Annotated in this window: 26 protein-coding genes and 1 pseudogene; 19 read left to right on the top strand and 8 right to left on the bottom strand. The window is 64.0% G+C overall.

Going from position 1 to position 26,402, the window contains the following annotated elements:
• Positions 1-71 precede the first annotated feature (71 nt).
• Positions 72-327: pseudogene (locus ACZY0R_RS00740) on the bottom strand (type II toxin-antitoxin system YhaV family toxin); the annotation flags it as partial.
• On the opposite strand from ACZY0R_RS00740, the gene ACZY0R_RS00745 reads away from it, so the two are divergent.
• Positions 263-541: a hypothetical protein gene (locus ACZY0R_RS00745; RefSeq protein ID WP_488859749.1), complete on the top strand. Its 279-nt coding sequence runs from the start codon at positions 263-265 to the stop codon at positions 539-541. The pseudogene ACZY0R_RS00740 and the gene ACZY0R_RS00745 overlap by 65 nt on opposite strands.
• On the opposite strand, the gene ACZY0R_RS00750 is transcribed toward ACZY0R_RS00745, so the two are convergent.
• The gene (locus tag ACZY0R_RS00750) at positions 538-1,455 is read right to left on the bottom strand and encodes a sterol desaturase family protein (protein WP_488856700.1); all 918 of its coding nucleotides are present in this window, start codon (positions 1,453-1,455) and stop codon (positions 538-540) included. The two genes, ACZY0R_RS00745 and ACZY0R_RS00750, sit on opposite strands and share 4 nt — an antisense overlap.
• Positions 1,456-2,239: 784 nt before the next feature.
• Here ACZY0R_RS00750 and ACZY0R_RS00755 point away from each other — a divergent pair.
• The 12 genes from ACZY0R_RS00755 (at position 2,240) to ACZY0R_RS00810 (ending at position 15,716) form a co-directional block, all read left to right on the top strand.
• Complete coding sequence (locus tag ACZY0R_RS00755; protein WP_045241276.1) at positions 2,240-3,034, top strand: class II aldolase/adducin family protein; 795 nt, start codon at positions 2,240-2,242, stop codon at positions 3,032-3,034.
• Positions 3,035-3,091: 57 nt separating this feature from the next.
• Positions 3,092-4,657, top strand: coding sequence for an ABC transporter substrate-binding protein (locus ACZY0R_RS00760; protein ID WP_045241277.1), 1,566 nt, complete (start codon positions 3,092-3,094; stop codon positions 4,655-4,657).
• 31 nt (positions 4,658-4,688) lie between these two features.
• Positions 4,689-5,663 (top strand): ABC transporter permease, encoded by a 975-nt coding sequence (locus ACZY0R_RS00765; RefSeq protein WP_045241278.1) that lies wholly within the window; start codon positions 4,689-4,691, stop codon positions 5,661-5,663.
• Positions 5,660-6,502 (top strand): ABC transporter permease, encoded by an 843-nt coding sequence (locus tag ACZY0R_RS00770; RefSeq protein ID WP_045241279.1) that lies wholly within the window; start codon positions 5,660-5,662, stop codon positions 6,500-6,502. Before ACZY0R_RS00765 ends, ACZY0R_RS00770 begins: the two co-directional genes overlap by 4 nt.
• Positions 6,499-8,160 (top strand): ABC transporter ATP-binding protein, encoded by a 1,662-nt coding sequence (locus tag ACZY0R_RS00775; protein WP_488856701.1) that lies wholly within the window; start codon positions 6,499-6,501, stop codon positions 8,158-8,160. Before ACZY0R_RS00770 ends, ACZY0R_RS00775 begins: the two co-directional genes overlap by 4 nt.
• A 47-nt stretch (positions 8,161-8,207) precedes the next feature.
• On the top strand, positions 8,208-9,161 hold the full coding sequence (locus tag ACZY0R_RS00780; protein WP_488859462.1) for a 2-hydroxyacid dehydrogenase: 954 nt from the start codon (positions 8,208-8,210) through the stop codon (positions 9,159-9,161).
• Between the two features lie 78 nt (positions 9,162-9,239).
• Positions 9,240-10,637 carry an aspartate aminotransferase family protein gene (locus ACZY0R_RS00785; protein ID WP_488856702.1) on the top strand — a complete coding sequence of 466 codons (1,398 nt, stop codon included), beginning with the start codon at positions 9,240-9,242 and terminating at the stop codon, positions 10,635-10,637.
• Positions 10,637-11,569: a DMT family transporter gene (locus ACZY0R_RS00790; RefSeq protein WP_488856703.1), complete on the top strand. Its 933-nt coding sequence runs from the start codon at positions 10,637-10,639 to the stop codon at positions 11,567-11,569. The genes ACZY0R_RS00785 and ACZY0R_RS00790 overlap by 1 nt, the downstream gene beginning before the upstream one ends.
• 4 nt (positions 11,570-11,573) lie before the next feature.
• Complete coding sequence (locus ACZY0R_RS00795; protein ID WP_045241284.1) at positions 11,574-12,308, top strand: GntR family transcriptional regulator; 735 nt, start codon at positions 11,574-11,576, stop codon at positions 12,306-12,308.
• Positions 12,305-13,333, top strand: coding sequence for a histone deacetylase family protein (locus tag ACZY0R_RS00800; protein ID WP_488856704.1), 1,029 nt, complete (start codon positions 12,305-12,307; stop codon positions 13,331-13,333). Before ACZY0R_RS00795 ends, ACZY0R_RS00800 begins: the two co-directional genes overlap by 4 nt.
• Complete coding sequence (locus ACZY0R_RS00805) at positions 13,330-14,403, top strand: phosphotransferase (protein ID WP_488856705.1); 1,074 nt, start codon at positions 13,330-13,332, stop codon at positions 14,401-14,403. Before ACZY0R_RS00800 ends, ACZY0R_RS00805 begins: the two co-directional genes overlap by 4 nt.
• A gap of 20 nt (positions 14,404-14,423) precedes the next feature.
• Entirely contained in the window at positions 14,424-15,716 is a 1,293-nt protein-coding gene (locus ACZY0R_RS00810; protein ID WP_488856706.1) for an aspartate aminotransferase family protein, read from the top strand.
• A gap of 317 nt (positions 15,717-16,033) precedes the next feature.
• Here ACZY0R_RS00810 and ACZY0R_RS00815 read toward each other — a convergent pair whose 3' ends face one another.
• The 6 genes from ACZY0R_RS00815 to ACZY0R_RS00840 form a co-directional block, all read right to left on the bottom strand.
• Positions 16,034-16,594: a lipid-binding SYLF domain-containing protein gene (locus ACZY0R_RS00815; RefSeq protein WP_488856707.1), complete on the bottom strand. Its 561-nt coding sequence runs from the start codon at positions 16,592-16,594 to the stop codon at positions 16,034-16,036.
• A 57-nt stretch (positions 16,595-16,651) separates the two neighbouring features.
• The gene (locus ACZY0R_RS00820; RefSeq protein WP_082095135.1) at positions 16,652-16,990 is read right to left on the bottom strand and encodes a hypothetical protein; all 339 of its coding nucleotides are present in this window, start codon (positions 16,988-16,990) and stop codon (positions 16,652-16,654) included.
• A gap of 1,495 nt (positions 16,991-18,485) precedes the next feature.
• Entirely contained in the window at positions 18,486-18,851 is a 366-nt protein-coding gene (locus ACZY0R_RS00825) for a YkgJ family cysteine cluster protein (protein ID WP_488856708.1), read from the bottom strand.
• Positions 18,852-18,933: 82 nt separating this feature from the next.
• Positions 18,934-20,079, bottom strand: coding sequence for a DUF1275 domain-containing transporter (locus ACZY0R_RS00830; protein ID WP_488856709.1), 1,146 nt, complete (start codon positions 20,077-20,079; stop codon positions 18,934-18,936).
• Between the two features lie 66 nt (positions 20,080-20,145).
• Positions 20,146-20,961: a fused MFS/spermidine synthase gene (locus tag ACZY0R_RS00835; protein WP_488856710.1), complete on the bottom strand. Its 816-nt coding sequence runs from the start codon at positions 20,959-20,961 to the stop codon at positions 20,146-20,148.
• 34 nt (positions 20,962-20,995) lie between these two features.
• Positions 20,996-21,247: an HPr family phosphocarrier protein gene (locus ACZY0R_RS00840; protein WP_488856711.1), complete on the bottom strand. Its 252-nt coding sequence runs from the start codon at positions 21,245-21,247 to the stop codon at positions 20,996-20,998.
• 156 nt (positions 21,248-21,403) lie between these two features.
• On the opposite strand from ACZY0R_RS00840, the gene ACZY0R_RS00845 reads away from it, so the two are divergent.
• The 6 genes from ACZY0R_RS00845 to ACZY0R_RS00870 all read left to right on the top strand — a co-directional run bounded on the left by ACZY0R_RS00845 (position 21,404) and on the right by ACZY0R_RS00870 (position 26,402).
• The gene (locus ACZY0R_RS00845) at positions 21,404-21,607 is read left to right on the top strand and encodes a hypothetical protein (RefSeq protein ID WP_045240745.1); all 204 of its coding nucleotides are present in this window, start codon (positions 21,404-21,406) and stop codon (positions 21,605-21,607) included.
• 189 nt (positions 21,608-21,796) lie between these two features.
• Positions 21,797-22,135: a hypothetical protein gene (locus ACZY0R_RS00850; protein ID WP_488856712.1), complete on the top strand. Its 339-nt coding sequence runs from the start codon at positions 21,797-21,799 to the stop codon at positions 22,133-22,135.
• Positions 22,136-22,482: 347 nt separating this feature from the next.
• Entirely contained in the window at positions 22,483-22,758 is a 276-nt protein-coding gene (locus ACZY0R_RS00855) for a ribbon-helix-helix protein, CopG family (RefSeq protein ID WP_488856713.1), read from the top strand.
• 3 nt (positions 22,759-22,761) lie between these two features.
• Positions 22,762-24,786, top strand: coding sequence for a hydrogenase 4 subunit B (hyfB, locus tag ACZY0R_RS00860; protein ID WP_488856714.1), 2,025 nt, complete (start codon positions 22,762-22,764; stop codon positions 24,784-24,786).
• 7 nt (positions 24,787-24,793) lie between these two features.
• On the top strand, positions 24,794-25,741 hold the full coding sequence (locus tag ACZY0R_RS00865; RefSeq protein WP_488856715.1) for a respiratory chain complex I subunit 1 family protein: 948 nt from the start codon (positions 24,794-24,796) through the stop codon (positions 25,739-25,741).
• 1 nt (position 25,742) lies between these two features.
• A complete protein-coding gene (locus ACZY0R_RS00870; protein WP_488856716.1) occupies positions 25,743-26,402 on the top strand; it encodes a formate hydrogenlyase in 660 nt (219 codons plus the stop codon).

Genomic DNA, 26,402 nt, shown 5'->3' on the forward strand with positions numbered 1-26,402 from the left:
CAGGCGTCGGCACTGTCGTTGCCCCAACGCTGCCTTTTCTATGGCACGCGCCAAAGCGCCCGACGGAACCCATTGCTTTCGTATGCACGCTTGGTGTCCTCGTCGTTGACCGTGGCGAACCAATCACCTCGCTCGGCGCGTGGCGCGTGGCAGCGGAAGAACAGCCGGTACTGCTGAAAGAACTTGGCCCGGAACCAGTGCTTGTGTTTAGTCATCGAGGCTGTCGCCTTGCCGGTATTCGGGCCTGGTCGAGTCTTGCGAAATGACGTCGAACGCCAACTTGCTGATCGCGACTAGTCGCCTGCTGGCGCTCTTCATCACGTACCCCACCAATCATCCCGTACCCTTGCGGCTGCCGGTGTGCGTCGAAGTTGAACGTGGTGCGAAAGCCGCGCAGGAATTTGGCGAGGCGAGAGGCTGGAGCCAACACCACGGGCCCGAGAACCTAATGGCGCTCACTCAGCCCAGTGATGAACCCCCGGTCATAGCCCGGGCGTTCATTGTTCAGGCTTGGGTTGCGGACCGTGCCGCCGTGGCTTAGCGAGTCGTTAAGGGCACCGCGGCTTGCGCTTCATGGTTTTGCCGGCGCAGGTTCTCCGTGGTGTCGCCCTTGCCGTCCGGGCTCCAGCCCGGAGGCAGGGCCAGGTAGCTGATTGCGTCCCACAGGTTGCGTGCCGAAGCGATGTCCCGTGCCAGGCTGACCCAGTGCTCGAACTGGTTGACGATCGGGTTGTGCGTCGTGGTCGGAGTGGTCAGGCCGTAGACACAGGGTTCGTCGGCGCGTTCTTCCACATAGGTGCCGAACAGGCGGTCGAAGATGATCAGCACGCCGCCGAAGTTCGCATCCAGATAGCCGATGTTCGAAGCATGGTGCACGCGGTGGGCCGACGGAGTGTTGAACACGTACTCAAACCAGCCGAGCTTCGGGATCCAGGTGGCGTGGAGCCAGAACTGGTACAGCAGATTGAAGCTCAGGGCAGCCAGCACGACTTCCGGACGCACGCCGAGCCAGACCAGCGGGGCGAAGAACAGTGCCGTGCCGGTGAGCTTGCCGGTCCAGCCAAGGCGGTAGGCCGTGCCCAGCGTCAGTTCGTTCGGCGAGTGGTGGACCGCATGCGTTGCCCAGAAGAAGCGGATGCGGTGCGAAGCGCGGTGGTACCAGTAGTAGCAGAATTCCTGGCCGATGAAGAGCAGCAGCACCATCAGCGCGCTGTTGATCTCGACCGTGAAGATGCGATGTTCCCAGGCGAACGAGAAGATCGGCGTGGCCAGCGACAGCGGAAGCAGCGCAAACAGCTTGCGGCCGGCCAGGTCGGCCAGCGAAATCCAGACTTCGTGCCAGGGGTAGGCCTTGCCTTCCTTTCGCGCCTTGCGGGCCAGGACGTAGGCCTCGACCAGCGAGACTGCCACGATGAACGACGTGACGAAGAACGCGATTTTTGCAAAGTTGTGCATGTTCATTCCAATGCAGTGAGTTGGACGCGTTGTCTGCGGAAGGGCCGCGTTCGCGTCGGTGAGGCAAATGTAGTAGTCGGCCGCGCCGAACGCCATGCGGGAAATATGTCGCCGGGTGTCACCGCATCCGGCCTGCACGGCGCACGGCGCCTGCAACAACGCGCACTACGGCGAATGCGGCAGCGCCGACCGGACGCTCGGTGCAGCATGACGGCAATACCAGTTGCGCCGGCGCCACCTGTCTGCGCTCCGAAACCGCGACCGCCACCAACGGCGGTACGAGTACGTGGCGGCGCAGTCACCGCCGGCGGCACAGTGACGCGGCCATGATGCCCACTAACAGCGCTAACGTGGGTGCCACACCTGCCCTGCGCGCAGGACCGCAGTGCATCATTCGATGCCATATCTCGTCGGGGATTGAAATCTGATCGACGAGCTTCCTGCCTGATTTACCCCCGGCATTCGCCTACTCCCTATTGGTGCCGCCACCCGGCTTGCGGCGTCACCTTTCCGTTCAAAATGCCCATCCGTCCACCTGCCCGGCGCCCTTCTCTTGTGCGCCGCACCATTCGCGGGCACGGTTCACGCTTCCGGCGTCCGCGCGTCCCGTCCTCTTTGCAACGAATAAATACCCTTATAAATCAGATATTTAAACCAACATCACCGCAGGCTCGCACGAGGACAGAAAGGTGGTCCGCAATTTGCGTTATTGGTGTAACTGCCTACTGTCGACAGTTGAATATCGACATACAGTCACCCTATCGCCAATCCGAGGAATAAAAAAATGGGCAATAACGTCTCTTCCCGCCTGGTTCCCGCCATCTCCGAGGCTGAGCAACGGGTGCGCGAGGATCTCGCCGCCGCCTACCGCCTGGTCGCGCTATATGGCATGGACGACAGCATCTACACCCATATTTCGGCGCGTGTGCCCGGCACGGAAGACCGCTTCCTGATCAACCCCTTCGGGATGCTGTTCAGGGATATCACCGCCTCATCGCTGGTCTGCATCGACCTCGACGGGCACATCATCAGCGGGCCGCCGGGGCAGGACGTCAACCCCGCGGGCTTCACGATTCACAGCGCGGTGCACGCCGCGCGCCACGACGCAGCCTGCGTATTGCATACGCATACGGTGGCAGGCGTGGCGGTATCGTCGCTGGCCTGCGGCCTGCAGCCGTCCAACCAGTGGGCGCTGCAGTTCCACGAACGCGTTGCGTATCACGACTTCGAGGGCATTGCGCTTGACCATGAAGAGCGCGTTCGCCTGATCGCCGATCTCGGCCCCGATAAGCGCGCCCTGATCCTGCGCAATCACGGCCTGGTGACGCTTGGCCGCAGCGTGGCGGAGGCCTTCATCCTCATGCACAACCTCGAACGCGCCTGCCGCGTGCAGGTGGCGATCCAGTCGAGCGGCCAGTTGGTCAATCCGGTGCCGGAGGCCATCCGCGAGAAAACTGCGCGCCAGTACGAAAGCGGCGATACCAACCGGCTTGCCGGGTCACCCGACCCGTACACGCGTGAGTGGCGCGCCTTGCTCGAGCGGCTGGAACCCGCCGCTTCCACGTCGTTCCGCGACTGACCCCCCACCCTTTCGTCTTGCCAGTTCCACATACCAAGCCCCCAGGAGAGTCTCGCCATGAATCGTCGCCAACTGATCAAAATGGGTGTCGCCACCACCGGGCTGTCGCTCGCGGGTGTACCGTTCCACGTCCTCGCGCAGGGAAAGAAGGGCGGCGTGATCAACGCGCTCGTGCAGCCGGAGCCCTCCGGCCTGATGATCGGCATTACCCAGAACGGCCCCACCCAACTGATCTCCGGCAACATCTACGAGGGCCTGCTGCGTTATGACGAGAAACTGGAGCCGCAGCCGGCGCTGGCGACTTCCTGGACGGTCAACCCGACCGGTACCGTGTACACATTCAAGCTCAAGCCCAAGGTCACGTGGCATGACGGCAAGCCGTTCACCGCGGCCGATGTGGTGTTTTCCGCCGATGTGTTCCTGCGCAAGACGCACGCCCGGCTGCGGGCCAACCTGGCGGCCGTGGAAAGCATCCGCGCAGTGGACCCGCTCACGGTGGAGTTCAAGCTGAAGTATCCGTTTGGCCCGTTCCTCGGCATCTTTGAAGTGGGCACCATGCCCATGGTGCCCAAGCATATCTACGAGGGCACGGATTTCCTGACCAACCCGGCCAACGCCAGGCCCATCGGCACCGGCCCGCTGAAGTTCAAGGAATGGGTGCGCGGCTCGTACATCCAGCTGGTGCGCAACGACGCGTACCACCAGCCCGACGTGCCGCTGGTCGACAGCGTGTACTTCCACGTGATTCCCGATGCCTCCGCACGAGCCGCGGCGTTCGAGTCCGGCAAGGTCGACCTGGTGCCCGGCGGCGCGGTGGAGTACTTCGACGTGGCGCGCCTGAGCAAGCTGCCCGGCGTGCAGGTCACCACCAAGGGCTGGGAATTCTTCGCGCCGCACTCGTGGCTGTGGGTCAATAACCGCAAGGCGCCGATGGACAACATCAAGTTCCGCCAGGCGCTGGCCTTTGCCATCGACCGCGATGCGATCTCCAAGGTGGCATGGCAGGGCTATGCGAAAACCGCCACCGGCCCCTTCAACAGCCACATCAAGTACGCCAGCACCGATGTGGCCAAGTATCCGCGCGACCTGGCCCGCGCCAAGCAGTTGCTGACCGAATCCGGCTACAAGGGCGAAACGCTGCGCCTGCTGCCCCTGCCCTACGGCGAAACCTGGACCCGCTCCGCCGAAATCGTACGGCAGAACCTGCAGCAAGCTGGCGTGAAGATCGAGATGACGCCCACCGACGTGGCAGGCTGGGGCGAGCGCCTGAACAAGTGGGACTACGACCTCGCCTTCACATACGTCTACCAGTACGGCGATCCGGCACTGGGCGTGGCGCGCAACTACACCTCGGATAACATCGCGCAGGGCTCGCCCTTCAACAACGTTGAGGGCTATCGCAACGCCAAGGTCGACGAGTTGTTCCAGGCCGGCGCGCGCGAGATCGATCCCGCCAAGCGGGCGGCGATCTACCACCAGGTGCAGAAGATCCTGGTCGACGAAATGCCCGTCGTGTGGATGCACGAGCTCAATTTCCCCACCCTGTTCCGCACCCGCATCAACAATCCCATCAGTTCCGGCATCGGCCTGAACGACGGCCTCGGCCGCGCCTGGCTGGCGTGATGGCAGTCATCTTCATCTCGGGGGCAAAGCCATGAGTCGTACGCAGCGCATGCTAGGCCGGATGGTACAGGGCGTGATCGCGATCCTGGTCATCGCGACCGTCAACTTCCTGCTGATCCGGGCCGCACCGGGCGATCCGGTCTCGGTGATGGCTGGCGAGGCCGGCGCATCGGACCCGCAGTTCGTCGCGCAGTTGCGCGCGCAGTTCGGGCTGGACAAGCCGGTGCCGGAGCAACTGGCCACCTACCTCGGCCATGTGGTTCAGCTGGACCTGGGTTACTCGTACCGGCAGCAGCAGCCGGTACTGGACCTGATCCGACAGCGCCTGCCCGCCACGCTGATCCTGACCGGCAGCGCCTTCCTGCTCTCGGTGCTGTTCGGCGTGGTGTTGGGGGCATGGGCGAGCCGGCGTGCCGGGAGCTGGGTGGATAACGCCATCACCCTGTTCGCCCTGGTGTTCTATGCCACGCCGCTGTACTGGCTGGCGATGATGGCGGTGCTGCTGTTCTCGGTGAAGCTCGACTGGCTGCCGGGCTTTGGGTACTTCACTGTGGGCGCGGACCTGCACGGCCTGGCGCTGGTGTTCGACATTGCCTCGCACCTCGTGCTGCCGGCGCTCACGCTGGCCCTGTTCTACATGGCGGTGTATGCGCGCATGACCCGGGCCTCGATGCTGGAGGTGGCGCAGATGGATTTCGTCAAGACCGCGCGTGCGAAGGGCGTGCGGCCGGGGCGTATCCAGCGCGCCCACATTTTGCGCAACGCCCTGCTGCCGGTCGTCACGCTGGCCGGCATCCAGGCCGGCGGCATGATCGGCGGCGCGGTGCTGACCGAGACGGTGTTTGCGTGGCCCGGCATTGGCCGCCTGATGTTCGACGCCCTGCTGCAGCGCGACTACAACCTGCTGCTGGGCTGCTTCCTGGTCACCGCGGCCATGGCCGTGTTGTTCAACCTGTTGACCGATTTTGTCTACACGCTGGTCGACCCGCGGATCGAGATGCAATGAAAAATACTTTCTGGCGGCGTTTCTGCCGCAACAAGGCAGCCGTGCTCGGCATGGTGGTATTGGCGGGCTTTGCCGTGCTCGCGCTGTTCGGCCCGTGGATGGCGGGGAACGATCCCTGGGACATGGTGCAACAGCCGTTCCTGCAGCCCATGCAGGAGGCCGGCTTTGCCATGGGCACCGACACCATGGGGCGCGACATCCTGGCGGGCGTGATCCACGGCGCGCGCATCTCGCTGCTGATCGGTGTGGTGTCTACCGTGGTCTCGCTGCTGATCGGTGTGACGCTGGGCGCCGTTTCAGGCTACTTCGGCGGCTGGATCGATGCAGCGCTGATGCGCTTTACCGAGTTGTTCCAGGCGGTGCCGAGCTTTGCGCTGGCGCTGGTGCTGGTGGCGATCTTCGAGCCGTCCATTGGCTCCATCGTGGCCGCGATCGCCATCGTGTCCTGGCCGCCGGTGGCGCGCCTGGTGCGCAGCGAGTTCCTCACGCTGCGCCAGCGCGACTTTGTGCAGGCCGCCAAACTGGCCGGGCAATCGACGCCGCGCATCATCCTGTCGCAGATCCTGCCCAATGCCAGCTCCCCCATCGTGGTGATGGCGTCGCTGATGGTGGCGACCGCTATCCTGCTCGAATCCAGCCTGAGCTTTCTTGGGCTGGGCGACCCTAACCATATGAGCTGGGGCTATATGGTGGGCTCGGCACGCACGGTGCTGCGCCAGGCCTGGTGGATGGCAGTATTTCCCGGCACGGCCATCTTGCTGACGGTCCTGGCACTCAACATGGTGGGCGAAGGCCTGAACGACGCGCTGAACGCGCGGCTTGGCGGGAGCGGACGATGAGCGCACCGGTACTTGATATCCAGGACCTGAGCATCCGCCTGCCGGCCGGCGGCGACCGCGCCCTGGCGGTGCAAGGCGCATCGCTGACGCTGGAAGCCGGCCAGACGCTGTGCGTGGTGGGCGAGTCCGGCTCGGGCAAGTCCATGATCGCCAATGCGGTAATGGGCCTGCTGCCAAGGCCACATGTGGAACCGGTTGCCGGGCGCATCCTGTTCGAGGGCCAGGACCTGCTGCAGCTGGATGACGCCGCCATGCGCGAGTTGCGCGGCCAGAAGATCGGCATGGTATTCCAGGAACCCATGACGGCGCTCAACCCGGTGATGCGCATCGGCGACCAGATCGCTGAAGTGTTCGACGCGCACCAACGTCTGGGCGCGGCCGAGAAGCGCAAGCGCATCGTGGCGGCGCTGGCCGATGTCGGCCTGCCCGATCCCGAACTGCTGTACGACAGCTATCCGTTCCGCTTGTCGGGCGGGCAACGCCAGCGCGTGATGATCGCGTGCGCCATGGCGCTGGAGCCGCGCCTGCTGATTGCCGACGAGCCCACCACCGCGCTCGACGTGACCACCCAGGCGCAGATCCTGCAGTTGATCCGCGATTTGCAGAAGCGGCGCGGCATGGCCGTGCTGTTTATCACGCACGATTTTGGCGTGGTGTCCGAGATCGCCGACATGGTGGTGGTGATGCAGACCGGCACCATTGTCGAAGCCGGGCCGGCCGCGCGCGTGCTGACCGATCCGCAGCATCCCTATACGCGCAAGCTGATCAGCGCGATTCCCGGCGGCCATTTGCGCCAGCCGCCCGTGCAGGCGGAACTCAACCGCGTCCTGCAGGTGCAGGACCTGTGCAAGACCTATCGCACTGGCGGCAGCCTGCTGCGGCGCGGGCGCGAGGTGCAGGCCGCGCGCAACGTGAACTTTGAACTGCTGCGCGGGCAGACGCTCGGGCTGGTGGGCGAATCGGGCTCAGGCAAATCCACGGTAGGTCGCTGTATCGTCGGCCTGGCGCCATTCGACAGCGGCCGCATCGTGATCAACGGGCGCAACCTGTCGCAGGGCAGCGGCTTGCTGCAGCGCTCCGGCGGCAAGCTCCAGATGGTATTCCAGGATCCCTACGCCTCGCTCAATCCCCGCCACAGGATCGGCGCGGCCATTGCCTCCGGCCCGATCGCCCAGGGGGTCTCGCGCGAGGAGGCGCAGGCCCGCACAATCGAGCTTCTCGGGCTGGTCGGGCTGGGCCCGGAGGCGGCCGAGCGCTATCCGCACGAGTTTTCCGGCGGGCAGCGCCAGCGCATCGGCATTGCCCGGGCGCTGGCCATGCAGCCGGAGTTGCTGGTGGCGGACGAGCCCGTCTCCGCGCTCGATGTATCCGTGCAGGCGCAGGTGCTGGAGCTGTTCGCCAAGGTGCGCGAGCAGTTCAAGCTGGCCATGGTCTTCATCACCCACGACCTGCGCGTGGCGGCGCAGATGTGCGACAAGATCGCCGTCATGCAGCGGGGCGAAGTGGTCGAATACGGCGAGACTGCCCGCGTGCTGAGCGCGCCCGAGCATCCGTACACGCGCAAGCTGATCGAGGCCATCCCGCGCCTGACACGGGCGCAGGAGGTTACCGAGGCACAGGAGCCGGCCCGCCTGCAGGCGGTCGGAGGCTACGCATGACGCGCACCGGCCTCGAAGATTCAGCGGCGACATTGGACATGAAGGATATGGCGGCCGGCAAGCCACCCTGCGTGGCACTGCTTAGCAGCGTGCTCGACATGAGCTACCTGGTTCCCGCCTTCCGCGCGGCGGCGCCCGGGCTGGACCTGCGCATGGGGCCCGACCTGGGTGCGCTCGACGAGATCGATGCCGCGGTCTGCTGGGTGCCCCCGCCCGGGTTGCTGGCCGCCATGCCGAAGCTGAGCCTGGTGCAGTCGCTGGGCGCAGGCATCGACCATCTGCGGAGCGACCCGGACCTGCCGTCCGGGCCAACCGTGTGCCGCATCGTGGATACCGCGATGGCCGGCAGCATGACGGCCTACGTGACATGGGCCGTGATCCAGCACCAGCGCAGCATGGGCGCCTATCTGGCCAGCGCGGCAGCCAGGCAATGGCAGGAGCAGCCCATCGTGGTGCCGTCGCGGCACCGCGTGGGCATTGCAGGGCTTGGCACGCTGGGCGTTGCCAGCGCCCGCGCACTGCAGGCGGTGGGCTATTCGGTGCGCGGCTGGAGCCGTAGCCCCAAGACTGACTTGCCCGAGGGTGTCGAAGCGTTCCACGGGCAGGACGGCCTGGATGCCTTCCTGGCAGGCTGCGACGCACTGGTTTGCCTGCTGCCGCTTACCGCGCAGACGCAGGGATTCTTGTGCGCCGACCTGTTCGCCCGCCTGCCGCGCGGCGCGCATCTGATCAACGTGGGCCGCGGCAGCCATCTCGTCGAGGCAGACCTGCTGCGCGCGCTGGACGAAGGCACGCTGGGCGCGGCCACGCTGGACGCCTTCCAGCACGAGCCGCTGCCGGCGGAGCATCCGTTCTGGCGGCATCCGCGCATCGTGGTCACGCCGCATGTGGCGGCTCGCACCGATTCGGCTACGATCGCGCGCCAGACGCTGGATAATCTGGCTCAACTGCGCCGTGGGCAGCGACCCGCGGTGGCAGTCGATCCGGCGCGGGGATACTGATCTTGCTGAGCCAGGCCTTGCCATGCCGCTGCCCTCCCCTCCAACACACCAGACAACTACAACAGGACGTGACCCGACATGACCGTCGCCTTGCCCTCGCACGCCGCCCTTGCAGCCGACGATATCGCGGCCCACCTGCACCCCTTTACCAACCTGGCCACTCACCCCGGCGTCGGCCCGCTCGTCATCACGAAGGGCGACGGCATCTATGTGGAGGATGACCAGGGCAAGCGCTACCTGGAGGGGATGTCTGGCCTGTGGTGCAGTTCCCTCGGGTTCAGCCATGCGCGCGTGATCGAGGCTGGCGTGCAGGCCATGCGCACGCTGCCCTGCTATCACACCTTCAACCACCGCTCCAACCCGGCGGCCATCATGCTGGCCGAGAAACTGGTCGCGATGGCGCCGGTGCCAATGTCCAAGGTGTTCTTCGCCAACTCCGGCTCGGAGGCCAACGACACCGCAGTCAAGCTGGTCTGGTACTACCACAACGCCATCGGCAAGCCGGACAAGAAGAAGATCATCGCGCGCACCAACGCCTATCACGGCGTCACAGTGGCGGCGGCGAGCCTGAGCGGCCTGCAAGCCAATCACCGCGATTTCGACCTGCCCATCGACCGCATCCTGCGCGCCGGCTGCCCGCATCACTACCGCTACGGCGCACCAGGCGAGAGCGAAGCAGCGTTTGCCAGCCGCCTCGCCCGGGAGCTGGAAGCGCTGATCCAGGCGGAAGGCCCGGATACCATCGGCGCCTTTATCGCGGAGCCGGTGATGGGCGCGGGCGGCGTGATTGTGCCGCCGGCCACCTACTTCGCCGAAATCCAGGCCGTGCTGCGCCGCCATGACATCCTGCTGATCGCCGACGAGGTGATCTGCGGCTTTGGGCGAACCGGCGCGATGTTCGGCTCCACCACCTACGGCATGCGGCCGGACATCCTCACCTGTGCCAAGGCGCTGTCCTCCGGCTACATGCCGATTTCGGCGGTGATGGTATCGGAGATGGTGCACGCGGCGATAGCCGCCAACAGCGGCAAGATCGGCACCTTCGGCCATGGCTTCACTTACTCGGGTCATCCGGTCACCACGGCAGTGGCGCTGGAAACACTGCGGGTCTATGAGGACGACAGCATCCTCGACCACGTGAACGCAGTCGCGCCCCGCTTCCAGCAAGCGCTGTGCGCATACGCCGGACGTCCGCTGGTGGGCGAGGTGCGCGGGGTCGGGCTGCTGGGCGCGATCGAGCTGGCGGCGGATCCGGCGGCGCGGCGCAGCTTCGACCCTGCGCTAAAGACTGGCCCACGCCTGGCCCAGCTGGCGCAGGAGCAAGGCCTGATCGTGCGCGCCATGGGCGACACCATCGCGTTCTGCCCGCCGCTGATCGTCACCGAGGCGCAGATCGATGAACTGTTCGCGCGTTTCGAGAAAGCCATGATGGCGCTGGAGCATGAGCTCCCGGCCAGCGACAAGGCTGCGGCCTGATGACCGGCCCCGCCAATCCATCGCTACGGCTTACCACGGCAAGCGCGCGCCGCGACGGCATCCTGCTGTTTTTCTGCGCGCTGGTGGCGTTTGCCAGCTATGACGCCTTCTGCAAGTGGATGCTGCGCGACCACTCGGCGCCCATGATGAACCTCACCCGATACGTGTCGGTGAGCGTCATCGCGCTGGTGTGGCTGGTGCGCAAAGGCGACCTGAAGCTGTGGCGCACGCCCTGCAAGTGGCTGTTACTGGTGCGCGGGCTGGCGCTCGGGATCGTGGCCAGTTGCTTCATGGCCGCGCTGGTGTACATGCCGCTGGCCGAGGCAACGGCGATCTACTTCACCGCGCCGCTGATCATGGTGGCGCTGTCGCCGGCGGTGCTGGGCGAGCGGGTGGGACGCGCGCAGTGGGCTGCCGTGCTGGCCGGCTTTGGCGGCATGCTGCTGATCGTGCGGCCAGGCGGTGACCTGCCCTTCGTGGGTACGGTGCTGATGATGGTATCGGCCGTGTGCTACGCGGCCTTCCAGCTGCTGACGCGCCGGCTGGCCGGCGTGGTCGCCGGGCCGGTACTCTACGCCTGGACCGCGCTGATCTGCCTGGTGGTGACCGGCGTACCCGCGCTGGTGACGCTGCCCGAGGTCATGCCGTCCGCGCCCGATATCATGCTGATGATGGCCGGCGGCGCCTGCAGCGGGCTGGCCCAGCTCCTGCTGCTCGGTGCCTTCCGGCGTGTAGCCGCCTCCACGCTCGCGCCGCTCAATTACTTTCAATTGCTGCTCGCCGTGCTGATCAGCACCTTTGTCTTCCAGCGCCCGCCCGACGGCATCGCGCTGGCGGGCATCGTGCTGATCACGCTGTCGGGCGGCTACCTCGCATTGCGCGGGCGGCCGGTGCCATCAGGGCAGCCGGTCGTGGCCCGCCCCAAGGACTAAGCCCATGTCGGATTCCATATTCAAAGACACCTCGCCCTCCTCTCCGTTTGCCTCGATCGAGGTTTCCGACCTGGTGGCGGCGGTAGAGGCCCAGCTCACCCAGGCCATCGTCGAAGGGCGGCTGCCGCCCGGCAGCCGTATCGTCGAGGCGGACATCGCCCGCCGCATGAATGTCAGCCGCGCACCGGTGCGCGAGGCGGCCCGGCGGCTGGAGCGGCAAGGCGTGCTGATCTCGCGGCCGCGCCACGGCTTTGCCGTCCGCACGGTGACTGTGCGCGAAATAGACGACCTGTTCCAGGTACGGCTGAACCTGGAACTGATGGCGGCGTCGCTGGCGTGCAAGCAAGCGCCCGAGGCCGGCCTGAAGCAGCTCCTGGCCATGGTCGAGCGCATGGTGCTGGAGGCCGACTCTTTGCCGCAGATCGAGCGGGTGGCGCGCGACCTGGCCTTCCACACGGCCATTTGCGAGCTGTCCGGCAATGCCTACCTGCATCGGATGTTCTCGCAGATGCAGACGGAAATCCGCATGATCGTGGCGTTGATCGACAGCGTCTACCACGACCCGAAGGCCGTGGCGGAGACCCACCGCCCCATCGCCGAAGCGATCTCCCGGCGCGACGAAGCCGCCGCCCAAGCCGCGGTGCGCTTCCATATCGAAGACGCCTGGGTGCATGTCCGGGCGGTGTTCATGCAGAAACAAGGCGCCACCGAGGCGCCTCCGATGGAGTCCGTCCTATGAAAGTCGTCTACAGCGATCAGCATCTCGACCACGACCCGCACGCGTTCATGGTGCGCGGCAAGATGAAGCGTAGCAACGAGCAGCCAGAACGCGCCCTGCGCCTGCTGGCCGCGGTGCGCACCAACGGCCACGACGTGATCGCCCCCGCCGATCACGGTCCGGGCCCGCGCGCCGCGATCCACACGCCGGAGTACCTGCGCTTCCTGGAAACCGCGTACGACCGCTGGCAGTTGCTGCCCGATGCCTCTGAAGAGGTGCTACCCAACATTCATCCGTTCCCCGGACAGCCCTGCACCTATCCCGACAGCGTGGTCGGCCAGGCGGGCTTCCATATGGGCGACACTGCCTGCTCCATCGGGCCCAACACCTGGCGCGCGGCGGTCGGCTCGGCCGACGTGGCCACCCACGCCGCGCAGCTGGTAGCAGACGGCGAACGTGCCGCCTACGCGCTGTGCCGCCCGCCGGGCCACCATGCCTATGCGGACCGCGCCAACGGCTTTTGCTACCTGAACAACACCGCCATCGCCGCGCAGCATCTGCGTCGCCACCATGAACGCGTCGCTATCCTCGATATCGACATGCATCACGGCAACGGCACGCAGGGGATCTTTTATCGCCGCAACGATGTGCTGACGGTGTCGCTGCATGGCGATCCGATGCTGTTCACGCCCTTCTTCACCGGCCATGCGCATGAGCGCGGCGAGGCGGAAGGGCTGGGTTACAACATCAACCGGCCACTGGCCCGCGGCACCGGCGACGAGGCCTATCTGGCGGCCCTGCGCGACGTGTGCCAGAGCATCCGCGCCTTCGCGCCCGGCGCGCTGGTGGTGGCACTGGGACTGGACGCCCACGAGCGAGACCCGTATCAGGCACTCGCCGTCACCACGCCCGGCTTTGCCCTCATCGCTGCGGAAATCGCCCGGCTTGGCCTGCCGACCGTGCTGGTGCAGGAAGGCGGCTATCTCTCCGACGACCTCGGACCCAATCTCTCCAGCGCGCTGCGCGGCTTCGCGAGCGCAGCATGAATGGGCCGGCAAATGCGGCGCTGGCCGCCGGCTCCCAAGAGGGGGATGTGCTGAGCGAAGGCACACCCGAAGTCCCGCTGGCGTGGGCCATAGACTTGCTGGCGCGGCAGTACGGGCTGGCGGGCCGGCTCTCCCCGCTGACCGGCGAGCGCGACCAGAACTTCCTGCTGGAAACCCTGGCGGCAAGCTATATGCTCAAGGTCTCCCATCCCGCCGAATTGCCGCTGGTAGCGGACTTCCAGACGCAGGCGCTGCTGCATATTTCAGCGACCGATCCCACGCTCCCGGTGCAGCGTATTGTGCCGACCCTGACGGGACAGCCTTCACTGATCGCGCAGCCGCCCGGCGGCGACGCGCGCGTGGTGCGGCTGTTCAGCTACCTGCCGGGCGAGCCGCTGCCAAAAGCGCAACGCTCGCAGGCGCAGACGCGGGAACTGGCGCGCACGCTGGCACGGCTCGACCTGGCGCTGCGCGGCTTCCGCCATCCCGCCGGCGAGCTTGAGCTGCCGTGGGATATCCAGCGCGCCGACAGTGTGCGGAGCTTGCTCGACTGCGTCCCGGACAGAGCACGCCGCGAGCAGGCGATACGCGCGCTGGATCGTTTCGCCACCAACGTGCAGCCCCGGCTGTCGCGCCTGCGCGCCCAGCCGATCCACAACGACTTCAATATCTATAACGTTCTGGTCGACCCGCAAGACCATGCGCGCATTGCGGGTGTGCTCGATTTTGGCGACATGGTCCATGCGCCGCTGATCGACGACCTGGCCGTGGCCGCCGCCTATCAAGTAGATCCGGCCGGCGATACGATGGCCACGCTGGCGGACTTCGTCGCCGCTTATCACGCGGTGCTGCCGCTCGAAGCCGATGAGATCGACGTGCTGTTCGACCTGGTGCAAGCCCGGCTGGTGATGGTGGTGGCCATCAGCGGCTGGCGCGCCGCGCGGCATCCGGAGAACGCCCCTTACCTGCTGCGCAACAATGCGGTCTCCTGGGACCGGCTGACGGCCTGCGACGCCATTCCCACCGCACAGGCACGCAACGTCCTGCGACGAGCTTGCGGGCTGGCGTGACCACGACACCAAGGAATACGATGACCCCTTCCGTTCCCGAACTGGCCGAGCGGCGTGCCCGCGTGCTCGGGCCGGCGTACCGCCTCTTCTACGAGGAGCCGCTGCACATCGTGCGCGGCGACGGCGCGTGGCTTTACGACGCCGGAGGAGAGCGCTACCTCGACGCGTATAACAACGTCGCATCGGTCGGCCATTGCCATCCGCAAGTGGTGGATGCCATCGCCCGTCAGGCAGCCCAGTTGAACACGCACACGCGCTACCTCCATGAAAGCATCCTGGATTACGCGGAGCGCCTGCTGGGCACCATGCCGGATGCGCTTGGCCATGCCATGCTCACCTGCACCGGCAGCGAGGCCAACGACCTGGCAATGCGAATCGCCCGCGCCCACACCGGCGCGCAAGGTCTGATCATCACGCGCTTTGCCTATCACGGCGTCACCGCATCCATTGCCGAGGCATCGCCTTCGCTCGGGCGCTACGTGAAGCTCGGCGACAGCGTGCGCACCGTGCCGGCTCCGGACAGCTACCGCGTCCCGCCGGCGCAACTTGGCGCCGTATTCGCCGAGGGCGTGCGGCACGCCATCGACGACCTGCGCGCGCACGGCATCCGCCCGGCCGCGCTGCTGGTCGACACCGTGTTCTCCAGCGACGGCATCTTCACCGATCCCCCCGGCTTCCTGAAAGACGCGGTCGCCGTCATCCGCGCGGCCGGCGGCGTGTTCATTGCCGATGAGGTGCAGCCTGGCCTGGGCCGCACCGGCGACGCGTTCTGGGGATTCCAGCGGCACGGCGTGGTACCCGACATCGTTACCATGGGCAAGCCAATGGGCAACGGCCACCCCCTCGCCGGGCTGGCTGTGCGCCCCGAGGTGCTGGAGGCGTTTGGCCGCGAGTGCCGCTATTTCAATACCTTCGGCGGCAACCCGGTCTCGGTCGCGGCCGGCATGGCGGTGCTGGACGTGATTGAGCAGACGAATCTCACGGCGCAGGTACGGCGCGTTGGCGCGCACCTGCGCGAGCGGCTGGCCGGCGTTGCGGCACGGCACCCGCTGATTTGCGACATCCGTGGGGCCGGCCTGTTCGTCGCAGTGGAATTTGTGAATGGTGGCGATGCCGGGCAGCCAGCGACAGCGCAAACCGCCCGCGTCGTCAACGGCCTGCGGCGCCGCCATGTGCTGGTCGGCGCCACCGGGGAACATGCCAACATCCTGAAGATCCGTCCTCCCATGGTGTTCACGGAGGCGCATGCCGACCTGCTCGCCGACACCCTGGACGCGGTGCTAACCGACGTGGCGAACGCACCCCCGACATAGAAAGTGGCTACGGGCAGGTCGCATCAGAGACCGGGCGCCGCGCTACTAGCGCGGGTGTCGTGCGCCGACGAGGCGCGGCCCGGCATCGCATGCCTGCGTTGGCACTACGATGCACGCTCGTGGAGCGCCCCGGACCGACACAAGACTGTCGCTGACCAGAGCGGCCCGCGACAGGCGCTCACGGCGTGACAATCTGTCAATGCCGAAGCCCTGTAGGAAAAGTCACCCTGCAGAAGCCCCTTTCCGGACAACGCGAAGACCGAGCAGACCGAGTGGTCACGCCAATCTGCCCGCTCCCTGAACCGGAGCAGCCAAGCTCAGTTCAAGTCGTCGTCCTTGTAGTACTTGGTCCCTTTAGCGGTGAGTTCGATCGCCAGGCCTTTATCGGTAAGCTGGTAGAGCCAGACGCCAGGCCCCACGGCTATCGCCCCCTGGTACGCGCTGCCCTTGTCGCCGGCTTTCGCCGCGGCGGTTGCCTGCCCACCGAACGTCCACCCGGACGTGATGAAATCGTTCAGCGCGGTCTCGTTCTCGAATACCCAGACCAGCTGGAATTTCTTCACGCCCATGCCGAGGCCGGCCTGGACCTCCGCCATCTTCATATAGGTCATGGCCTTGGTCTTGTTATTGACCGCGACGCCCTCGCCCGACCCTCCGCCAGCGAGGAGGATCTTCATGCCGAAGTTGCTGAACGCCGCATAGCCTGCCGCAGACTCCACAGCCTTGCGCGCCGACGGTTGCACCCTGTAGAGGGCAGCTAAAGAATCTTGTGCCGCTTTGCGTACTTTCCCCTGCTTTTCCTCCTTGCTTGCGCCGAGCGCGATAGCCGGCGTGGCCGATAAGCAAGCCAGCGCCAGGATTACCATGCGACGATTCATGACCACCCCCTGATGAGCGATGTTGCATTGGCGCGGGAGTAACGGCGGCCCTCAGGCCTATGGGCACTGGCTGATGGCGCTAGCCGCATTGCTGTCAGTGCCACGGAAACCCACCGATGAACCGGACCCACTCGCGCCCTGGCGTACGATGGCGGCCGCGCCGCTTGGTGGTTGCTGGCCTGGAACGTAGACATCGAATGCCTGGTCGTTAGCGAGCATGTACTGCATATAGACCACCTGCCCAGAGCTATTCGCCCATTTAGACCCGATGCATTGAGCGGCCGCCTTGGGGGCGAGCTGACTTTGGCCGACGGGACGAACGTCTGACGGCGGTGGTGGTGGTAGGCTGGCGCACCCGGAGACTGCGATGACCAACGCGATTAAGGGATATTTCATGTTAGCGACTCCATATCAAATCGCAAAAAGCACGGACGTCGGTACGGGAGTCATCCGGCGCAAGGGGTCTCTATGCCGCGCAGCATGCCGATGAAACCCTGGTTCGAATGGCAGTTTCGCTGACCCCAAGTTAGCGCGTCCGCATCACAGGCTTGCACTATTCCCAGACTGCAAGTACATAGTGTCACACCGACACTATGATTCAATTGGACCTTGGTCCTACACAGCGTGTACGGGAACGGTCCTTTCGATCACTCCGGCTCAGCAAGCCCCTTTGCACGTGTATGCCGAACGCCGCACGGCGGACCGCGCGAGGGTAAGCGTAGCGCCTGGTCAGAGGTTGAAGGCGAACTTAGCGAGTCGGCGGCGGGCGTCTCAGGCTTTTCGATTTACATGCTCCCCACCCATGAACCCTCCGTGGGTCGAAGATGTAGCGGATGTCGATCTGGTCCTTGATGACGTCTTCGCCTATGATCAATTTGCGGCCAAAAAATATGAAAAATCTCTAGAATTTTTCGTGCAATCACCCTTCCTGACTCTCTTCTTTTCACTGTCGCCTATAATCCCGCCATAGGATACTCACATCATGAAAAGATATTATCCTCAACTTTATTCCTGCACTGTAATATTATTTACCTTGGCGGGATGCGCGAATCGCCCATCTTTTTCCGGCGAAAATAGTGTTGCCACAGCAGAAAGAGTAGTAGATTCTGCCGGAACCAAATATATAGATTCGTGTGGCGGGATGGCACCAAATGTTTCAGCCACAGCTCAGACCATTACCATTTGGGCCAGGCCGAGGAATCCCCCAGGCAGTGTTAGTCATGTGACCCAGCCAAGTGAGGGTTTGAACGTGCCTCAACAATCGGTCGTATGTAAGGTCAACTACAAAATCCTTGAGCACAATAACCCCGCTCAAGCCGGCTTCTGGGTCCAGGATGGGAGAACGAGATATAGCGCAGTTGCCTGCAGCGGATTCTGGGAGGTACTCACCGGGATTAAAGTTATGCTTTGCCCTTACGTAACAAGTAAGGACGCGGCAAGTCAGCCAAACTCCGGCTGCACTCCGATCGACAAGCTGTATATTGGCTCCGACGCACCCCATGAGCTTATTTGCAATTAAATATTTATCCAAGGATTCATGACGCACGAATCTTTAAAAAATTGAAGAATACAGGTAGGTCACAAAGAATCAGGGATTTTCCCCTCCGGGCAGGCAGCTGAAATATATGCTGGACCAGCTACCTCCAGCCTTCTTCCTCCCGACGTGTGCCCCGCGCGACTTCCAGGCCCGACTGTCGCCCGAGATCCTCCGCGTCACGAAGTTGCCCGAGGTGTGGCAGCGGCTAGTGACGATGCGCCTCCAGCCGGTGGGTTCGGCGCCCAGGGAGTCGGCGGCGGTGGTCAGCACGGATACGCCGAAGTGGGCCCACATCATGCGCGACGTCCATATTCAGCGCGACCGAGATCCCGGCCGCGCTCGTCAAGACCTCCCTCAGACTAATACGTGACGTGTTTCAACGAAGAAGCGTTGAATCTGGCGATCTATATCAGGATCGACCATCACCTCGGGCCGGTTTCCATTCGGGCAGGCCAGCCGGGGCGTAGTGCCAAACAGGCGGCAGACCAACGGGCGCTCGGCATAAACCTGGCAACCCTTGCTGCCAAGATAAGGGCAACTCAGGTTTTCAAGCGCAGCTTCGTGCTCGGCATCGCTTTTTACGGGAAGCCTCGACATCTCTTCCGTCGACGCCATCACCGGCCCACAGCAGTCATGGCAGCCAGGTGTGCATTCGAATGAGGGAATCCGTGAGCGAAAGAATCTGATTTTTTGACTGGTCATTTCAGTCACTTGAGTCATTTGAGCGTCCCCCATTTGAGCGTCCCCCTTCATTGGCCTGTCCACCTACCTGCGATTGACCTGGTGGCCGGCGGCGCGCGCATCAAATGCGCAGCCGCGCCAGCCAGGCCACTGCCACCGCAGCCGTGGCAAGCCAGAGTGCAACAATCACGACGACCGCAATGCGGCTGCCGGGACGCTCCGCAGCGAGCGCGGCGGCAGTTCGATGCTCCTCCATCACTTCAACCGGGATCATCCGGACCACCAGCAACACGCCGAGGGGCACCAGCACCACATCGTCCAGATAGCCAAGAATCGGGATGAAATCCGGAATCAGGTCGATCGGAGACAACGCATAGGCGGCCACCAGCATGGCCAGCGCTTTCGCATACCAGGGCGTGCGGGGATCGCGCGCAGCGAGCCACACCGCGTGGACGTCGCACTTGACCTCCCGTGCCCATGCGCGCGCGCGGGCGGCGAGTCGTGGAAGGAAGTCCGAGCGCAACATGTTGCTTCGCACATCATCCATGACCGGTACGGCACCAAGTGCGAGCAGCAATGTGGCCAATGGCAGGGTCACACTGAACCCAACGTGCCTGAACCCTACCGCCCCGACTACACCGCCGGCAAAGAACAGCGCGACCAGCGTAACGAGCACCCGCAGTTTTCTCCGGTCGGCCAGCACAGTTGGCTTGGCGGAATTGGCTCTGGCCAGGTTCCAGTAGAACAGCTTACCCAGCTCAATGCCGATGTCGGTGACCATACCCGTTATGTGCGTGGTGCGGATCTCGGCCTTCGAGAGCTTTGTGATCATGGCATTCTGCAACCCCATGATGAAACAAAGCACCATGACCGTCGCCGGCACGAACAGCCATTCGTGACGCTCGAGATTGCTGCCCAGCAGACCGAAACACACCAGCAACACGGATTCAAGCATCAACGGCAGCGCGAATTCGCTGTGCAGGCTCTCGCGCCGCCCCCAGTTGATCAAAATCGCAGAGCAGGCCGCACCCGCCAGAAACGATAACAAGGCACCCAGGCCGTCCAGGATGAGTCCGATGCTGCCGAGCGCCAGATTGTCGGCCATGGCCGACACGATGCCCGACATATGGGAGGTGTATTGCTGCACCGCCAGGAATCCGCCTGCGTTGGTAGCACCTGCCACAAACGCAAGATAGCGCGCCAGTTGCCGGTCGGCCTCCGGACTGCGTTCCCTCCCGGTCAGTCTGCGCAAGTATGGAATCGGCATGGTCACATCGGTGAGCGTTACCTTCGGTTCAGATCGTGTCTATCCAGACATCGGCCGGAGAACTCGTCAGCCCGCGAGCTTTTGCCAGAACTTGTGATCCGCCGCGAGCCGTTTGCCCTGTTTCAGGCGACGCGCGGCCGAGCGCAGATTCAGCGGATGCGTGGTTTCCAGAGCGCGCGCACGCATCAGCAATTCGTCCAGCGAGGGAAGTGCCTGCGCGCCCTTCCAGGCGAACAGCGCGTAGTTGCAACTGTCCTCAGACGGAGAAATGGAAAAGGAGTCGCCGAACACCGAACGAATTTCTTCCATATAGAACGGAATATCGGTATCGCTGTCGATGAAGTTGGCGACCAATACTCCATCGTCGGCGAGCCTCGCGTGGCACGCCGCGTAGAAGTCCGCGCTGCCCAGTTGTGTCGGCATGCCATGGGCGAGAAAGCCATCCACCAGGATGACTTCCGGCCGCGCGTCCTGACTCTTGACATATTCGGCGCCATCCGCGCAAACCACCTCGAGCCGTTCGTCGTCGGGCGGAATGTGAAACGTATCGCGCAGGGCAATCACCGCCGGATCGATTTCGATGGCGACAACCTTGGCATCCGGCAGATGCCGATAGCAGTATTTGAGCAATGATCCCCCGCCGAGGCCGATCATCGAAATCCTGGCGGGCGCCGGCTGCAACAGTAAAAACGCCATCATCGTCCGTGTGTAGCCTAGAACAAGCTTGTCGGGGTCACGCCGCGACATGACGCTTTGCGTTGCCAGCGCGTCGAAATGCAGTGAAAGCGCAAGCGAGGTTTCCAGTACCGTCGGCGTGCCGTCGCTGGGTGCTTCGGACAGAAACTTTAGGTAGGCTTCGAAGGACGTGCGCGTGGGGTCCATCTGAGGGGTTCGATCAGGCGTGTTATTCAATTCATCACTCAGTCAGCAGGGCGGCGATGACTTTCACGGCAGCAACTTCATCCGGCCCGATGGCCTGAATACGCACCTCGGTCCCCGCCCGCGCCGAGAGCCGCATCACCTCCATCACATTCTTGGCATTCGCTGTGCAGTCATTACTGACAAGCAGAATCTCGGATTCGAACTGAGCGGCGGTAAAGGTTAGCCGCGCTGAGCCCCGGCCTTGCAAGCCCATGCGGTTCGTCATTTCAATTGTCGCGTTTACCACATCGCCCTCAGATAAGAAGCGGCCCCTAAGCAACTTGCATACGTCACGCCTTCTGGCTCGCCGCCATAGGCCGGACAAGACGGGCTGGCATGCCGGAACATCGTCAAGTTGTATATAATGATAACTCTATTATCATACAACACTATTCTAGAGCGCATGGAATCCAAGACCGCCCGTTTCACCGTGTTGATCGACCCCGTGAAGAAGAAGGCCTTTGAAACGCTGTGCGCGGCGCAGGATCAGACGCCGTCGCAGGTGGTGCGCCAGTTGATCCGCGACTATCTTGAGCAGCATGGAGTGGCTTACGCCACCCGGCCCCAAGTCGGTACTACGCTTCCGGCCAGGAAGGACCACGAGTGACCGATGTCCGCGTCGCGGACTACCAGCATCAATCCGCAGTTCCACTTCGCGGTTGCATCCGGCAAAGATCCGTGCGAGGGCCCCGAGATGCCTGCCCTCCCTGCGAGGTGCCGACCAGGAGGCAATGCTTCTTGCCGGCACGGAATGCCGCGGCCGGAGTCAGGCCCTTGCAACAATCGGGAGAGATCCGTGCACAAGCCGGCGGTTAGTTATCGCGTTACTCCGCGCGCAAAGGCGCTCGTCGACGGCAGCTACCAGCCGAAGGTGCTGGTGGCCATCTATCGGGGTGACGCTCTGCTTAGAGATGTCACGCTCTACGCGCTCGGTGGCTCTTGTCCGTTGCGCGCCACCGCGGCAAGGCTTGCCGAAGCGCTGGCCTTGCGGATTCAGGCGGTACTTCAAGCGGTGCTTGAGGACATGCAAGAGACGGATGACGTCGCCACGGCCGCCATTCACACACTATTGCACCGTATTGGACTCAGGACGAGCCTGCGATCCGTCACCATAGGTGATGCCGGCGCCAGCTAGCCGCACCGCATGTCCATGCCCCCTGTCAAGCAACCCAATCCTCCACCTGCTCCACAAGCTGTTCCATGGTTGCTTCGCCAGCCCATTCGCGCAAATGCCTCACGCGCTTTGACGCCTGCTTGGTTTATGTTAATCACATTAGCATAGTGATTACACGTATGGCGTATTGAATTACGGTTCCTGGCATATGCAATCTTCATTCCGTATGCTAGGTTGTAACAAGCATATGGCGAACTTTGCTGCCGCTTCACCGGCGGTGCTCGGTGGCAGTGCCGAGCACCGCCTGGTCGCGGACATTCATGCATGATGTGGTTCATCTGACCATCGTATTAGCGCGTTGAGGCTCCATGGAGATCAAGACTGCTCGGCTGACGCTGCTCATCGATCCAAACAAGAAGGCCGCTTTCGAGCGCCTTTGCGCGCAACAGGATCTGACGGCATCGCAGGTGGTGCGCCAGCTCATCCGCGAGTACCTCGCTCAACATGGGGTCCAGTACGTGCCCAGCGGATTGAACGTGGGCAATGTCGAGCCTGCCGGCAATGAGACAGTGCCAGAAGCACAGGCGCAGGCGCAGTCTGACGCGCCGCCCGCCAAACGGCGCACCGCACGCCGCAAGGCCTAGGCCATGAGCAGCCTGCCCCCGGCCGCGCAATGGCTCCATATCGACTGGGTGCTTATTGTCGTGGGGGCCTGGTTGCTGGTCGGGGCCGCAGGCGTTCTCGCGCTGCAGCGACTGACGCTGGTGTCTCGCGTTCTCTTTCCTCTCGGTGGATTGCTTGGACTGGCGCTTTCCGGCCTCGCGCTCGCCGCGACACTCGGCACGCCCGAGGTCGCAGTACTGGCCATCGGGCTGCCGTCGCTGCCCTTCCACGTCCGGCTCGACAGCCTCTCCGCTTACTTCTTGATGGTCATCGGCGGCGCGACCGCGGGCATCTCCATGTTCGCGGCCGGGTATTTCCGCAAGGGCGAGGGCACGCCGCCAGGTTTGCTTTGCCTGGAATATCACCTGTTCCTGGCCAGCATGGCCGGTGTCATCCTGGCTGACGATGCCTATTCGTTCATGGTGATGTGGGAGACCATGGCGCTGTCGTCATTCTTCCTGGTGACCGCGAATCACCGCATTCCGGAGGTGCGCAGCGCCGGCTACCTCTACATCACGATGGCGCGGATCGGCGCGATCGCGATCCTGCTCTGCTTCGGTGTGCTGCAGGCCAACACCGGTGACTACACCTTCGCCAACATGCGCGACCAGGCTCTGACGCCCTTCTGGGCATCGGTTGCCTTCCTGCTTGCCGTGTTCGGCTTCGGCGCCAAGGCCGGCATACTGCCCTTGCATGTCTGGCTGCCGGAGGCACATCCGGCAGCGCCCTCGCCGGTCTCCGCGATGATGAGCGGCGTCATGCTCAATACAGCCATCTACGGGCTGTTGCGCGTGTCCTTCAATCTGCTGTCCATGCGCCTGTGGTGGTGGGGTGCGCTGCTTCTGGCCATCGGCCTGGCCACCGCCCTGTTCGGCGTGGTCTTCGCCGCAGTGCAGACCGACATGAAGCGCTTGCTGGCCTACTCGTCGATCGAGAACATGGGCCTGCTGTTTGTCGCCATGGGCCTGACCCTGATCTTTTCGGCTTACGACATGAGGCCGATGGCGGCACTAGCCCTGACAGCGACGCTTTATCACGTCGCAAGCCACGCCTTCTTCAAGAGCCTGCTTTTTCTCGGCACAGGCAGTGTGCTGCATGCGACCGCCGAGCGAAGCCTGGGCAAACTGGGCGGATTGATACGGTACATGCCATGGGTTGGCTGGCTCACATTGCTGGGGGTGCTGGCCAGCGCAGGCCTGCCTCCGCTCGGCGGTTTCGTGTCGGAGTGGCTGCTGCTGCAGAGCTTCCTGTTCACGCCCGGCTTGCCGGTGCCGCTGCTGACCATGCTGATTCCGGTGGTCGCCGCGCTGATCGCGCTGGTGGCGGCGCTGGCCGGCTATACGATGGTCAAGTTCTTCGGCGTGATCTTTCTCGGCCAGCCGCGCGAGCACAAGCTAACCCACTCGCATGACGCCGGCCCCTGGGAATGCGCGGGCATGGCGTGGCTGGCCCTTGGGTGCGTGGCGCTTGGCCTGTTGCCGACGCAGTTCATTCAACTGATCGACCCGGTGACACGACAACTGGTCACCGCCGGCCTCGGTGCCCGGGTAGCGGCAAGCGGCTGGCTGCTGGCGCCGACCAGCCAGGACCAGGCCAGTTATGGGCCGGTGATCTTCCTGCTCGGCATCCTGGCCAGCTTTGCCCTGGCCTACGTGCTCGTGCGCTGGCTGTACCACGGCCGGTTGCGCCGCGGCCCGCCGTGGGCCTGCGGGTTTCCCTGGGGCACCGCGCGCATGCAGGACACCGCCGAGGGATTCGGCCAGCCTATCCGGCAGATCTTCGAACCCTTTTTCCTGATGGAGCGCGAACTGCCGACGCCCTTCGACGAACGGCCGCGCTACCGCGTGACCATTGAGGACCGCTTCTGGCGCTGGCTATACCTGCCCGCTGTCGATCTGGCCTCGTACCTGGCGCGGCTGGCCGGCTTGATGCAGCAGGGGCGCATCTCCGTGTATCTGCTGTATAGCTTCCTGACTCTGATTGCCACGCTGCTGGCGGTGATGCGATGAGGTCTCCATGACAGTCACCGGCTTGCTGTCACAGTCGATCGAGATCGTGATATCGATCGCCATGGCGCCGCTACTGACGGGCTGGGTCAATCAATGCCGTGCCTGGTTGCAGAACAAATCCGCGCCCAGCCTCTGGCAGCCATATCGCACGCTGCACAAACTGTTCAACAAGGAATCGGTGGTGGCAGACAACGCATCGCCGCTGTTCCGCGTCACGCCCTATGTGGTGTTCGGCTGCATGGCGCTGGCATGCGCGATCATCCCAACCCTCTCGACGGACCTCCCACTGGCGCCCGCGGCCGATGCGATCGCGCTGGTCGGCCTGTTCGCGCTGGCACGGGTTTTCATTTCGCTGGCGGCGATGGACATCGGCACCGCCTTCGGCACCCTGGGGGCGCGGCGCGAGATGCTGATCGGCTTTCTTGCCGAGCCGGCATTGCTGATGGTGCTGTTCTCGGCCTCGCTGGTTTCCAAGTCGACATCGCTCACTACCATCGTCGAGACACTCGCCCATCGCCAACTGGCGATCTACCCCGGACTGGCCTTTTCCGGCGTTGCGTTCACCATGGTGTCGCTGGCGGAGAACGCACGCGTGCCGGTCGACAACCCCGCCACGCATCTGGAACTGACGATGATCCATGAGGCGCTCATCCTGGAATACTCGGGCCGCCACCTCGCACTCATCGAGTGGGCTGCGAGCCTGAAGCTGTTCGCCTACTCCTGCATCGGACTCGCGCTGTTCTTCCCCTGGGGCATCGCCGAGGCCCAGGCGCCATCGTCCATGTTGCTGGCGCTGCCGGCGCTGCTGGCCAAACTCATGGTGGGCGGCATCCTGCTTGCCGCGCTGGAGACGGCGAGCGCCAAGATGCGCATCTTCCGCGTCCCGGAATTCCTGGCTACCGCCTTCTTGCTGGCAGTGATCGGCATGCTGGTGCATTTGCTGCTTGCCCGCTGACATGAGCACCCTGCTGACCCAGTTCGTCAACCTGCTCGGCGCGGTGCTGCTGATCCTGGCCTTCGGGATGATCTCGCAGCGCCGCATCCTGACGCTGATCCACCTGTTCACGCTGCAGGGCGCCACCCTGGCGCTGGCGACAGCCGTGGTCGGCTATGTGACCCGGCAGCCAGACCTGTACCTGTCGGCCGGCGTGACATTCGCGCTCAAGGTGCTGCTGATCCCCTATCTCCTGCACCGGATCATTGCCCGGCTTGATATCCGCTGGGACGTAGAGACGCTGATCAATATCCCAACCATCATGGTGATCGGCATTCTGGTGGTGATCTTCGCGTTCAACCTGGCCATGCCGATCTCGCGGCTGTCGGTGAAGCTGGCCAGCGGCACGCTCGGAATCGCGCTGGCCTGCATACTGCTTTCGTTCCTGATGATGATCACCCGGTCGAAGGCAATACCGCAGGTCATCGGCTTCCTGGCCATGGAGAATGGATTGTTCTTTGCCGCGACCTCGGCGACCTACGGCATGCCGATGGTGGTCGAGCTAGGCATCGCGCTGGACGTGCTGATCGGCGTGCTGATCCTGGGCGTGTTCATGTTCCAGATCCGCGAGCAGTTCGACAGCCTGGACATCCGCCACCTAGAGAAGCTGAAGGAGGACTGA

The organism is Cupriavidus sp. F041, assembly GCF_057814235.1.

Excerpts from the sequence above, each read along its gene's own strand:
- ACZY0R_RS00855 (WP_488856713.1), top strand. The coding sequence starts at position 22,483 with ATGGAGATCAAGACTGCTCGGCTGACGCTGCTCATCGATCCAAACAAG.
- ACZY0R_RS00790 (WP_488856703.1), top strand. The coding sequence starts at position 10,637 with ATGACCGGCCCCGCCAATCCATCGCTACGGCTTACCACGGCAAGCGCG.
- ACZY0R_RS00830 (WP_488856709.1), bottom strand. The coding sequence starts at position 20,079 with ATGCCGATTCCATACTTGCGCAGACTGACCGGGAGGGAACGCAGTCCG.
- ACZY0R_RS00755 (WP_045241276.1), top strand. The coding sequence starts at position 2,240 with ATGGGCAATAACGTCTCTTCCCGCCTGGTTCCCGCCATCTCCGAGGCT.
- ACZY0R_RS00750 (WP_488856700.1), bottom strand. The coding sequence starts at position 1,455 with ATGCACAACTTTGCAAAAATCGCGTTCTTCGTCACGTCGTTCATCGTG.
- ACZY0R_RS00780 (WP_488859462.1), top strand. The coding sequence starts at position 8,208 with ATGGCGGCCGGCAAGCCACCCTGCGTGGCACTGCTTAGCAGCGTGCTC.
- ACZY0R_RS00865 (WP_488856715.1), top strand. The coding sequence starts at position 24,794 with ATGACAGTCACCGGCTTGCTGTCACAGTCGATCGAGATCGTGATATCG.
- ACZY0R_RS00795 (WP_045241284.1), top strand. The coding sequence starts at position 11,574 with ATGTCGGATTCCATATTCAAAGACACCTCGCCCTCCTCTCCGTTTGCC.
- ACZY0R_RS00815 (WP_488856707.1), bottom strand. The coding sequence starts at position 16,594 with ATGAATCGTCGCATGGTAATCCTGGCGCTGGCTTGCTTATCGGCCACG.
- ACZY0R_RS00835 (WP_488856710.1), bottom strand. The coding sequence starts at position 20,961 with ATGGACCCCACGCGCACGTCCTTCGAAGCCTACCTAAAGTTTCTGTCC.
- ACZY0R_RS00765 (WP_045241278.1), top strand. The coding sequence starts at position 4,689 with ATGAGTCGTACGCAGCGCATGCTAGGCCGGATGGTACAGGGCGTGATC.
- ACZY0R_RS00805 (WP_488856705.1), top strand. The coding sequence starts at position 13,330 with ATGAATGGGCCGGCAAATGCGGCGCTGGCCGCCGGCTCCCAAGAGGGG.
- ACZY0R_RS00760 (WP_045241277.1), top strand. The coding sequence starts at position 3,092 with ATGAATCGTCGCCAACTGATCAAAATGGGTGTCGCCACCACCGGGCTG.
- ACZY0R_RS00770 (WP_045241279.1), top strand. The coding sequence starts at position 5,660 with ATGAAAAATACTTTCTGGCGGCGTTTCTGCCGCAACAAGGCAGCCGTG.
- ACZY0R_RS00785 (WP_488856702.1), top strand. The coding sequence starts at position 9,240 with ATGACCGTCGCCTTGCCCTCGCACGCCGCCCTTGCAGCCGACGATATC.
- ACZY0R_RS00825 (WP_488856708.1), bottom strand. The coding sequence starts at position 18,851 with ATGACTCAAGTGACTGAAATGACCAGTCAAAAAATCAGATTCTTTCGC.
- ACZY0R_RS00800 (WP_488856704.1), top strand. The coding sequence starts at position 12,305 with ATGAAAGTCGTCTACAGCGATCAGCATCTCGACCACGACCCGCACGCG.
- ACZY0R_RS00820 (WP_082095135.1), bottom strand. The coding sequence starts at position 16,990 with ATGAAATATCCCTTAATCGCGTTGGTCATCGCAGTCTCCGGGTGCGCC.
- ACZY0R_RS00870 (WP_488856716.1), top strand. The coding sequence starts at position 25,743 with ATGAGCACCCTGCTGACCCAGTTCGTCAACCTGCTCGGCGCGGTGCTG.
- hyfB (WP_488856714.1), top strand. The coding sequence starts at position 22,762 with ATGAGCAGCCTGCCCCCGGCCGCGCAATGGCTCCATATCGACTGGGTG.
- ACZY0R_RS00810 (WP_488856706.1), top strand. The coding sequence starts at position 14,424 with ATGACCCCTTCCGTTCCCGAACTGGCCGAGCGGCGTGCCCGCGTGCTC.
- ACZY0R_RS00775 (WP_488856701.1), top strand. The coding sequence starts at position 6,499 with ATGAGCGCACCGGTACTTGATATCCAGGACCTGAGCATCCGCCTGCCG.
- ACZY0R_RS00845 (WP_045240745.1), top strand. The coding sequence starts at position 21,404 with ATGGAATCCAAGACCGCCCGTTTCACCGTGTTGATCGACCCCGTGAAG.
- ACZY0R_RS00745 (WP_488859749.1), top strand. The coding sequence starts at position 263 with ATGACGTCGAACGCCAACTTGCTGATCGCGACTAGTCGCCTGCTGGCG.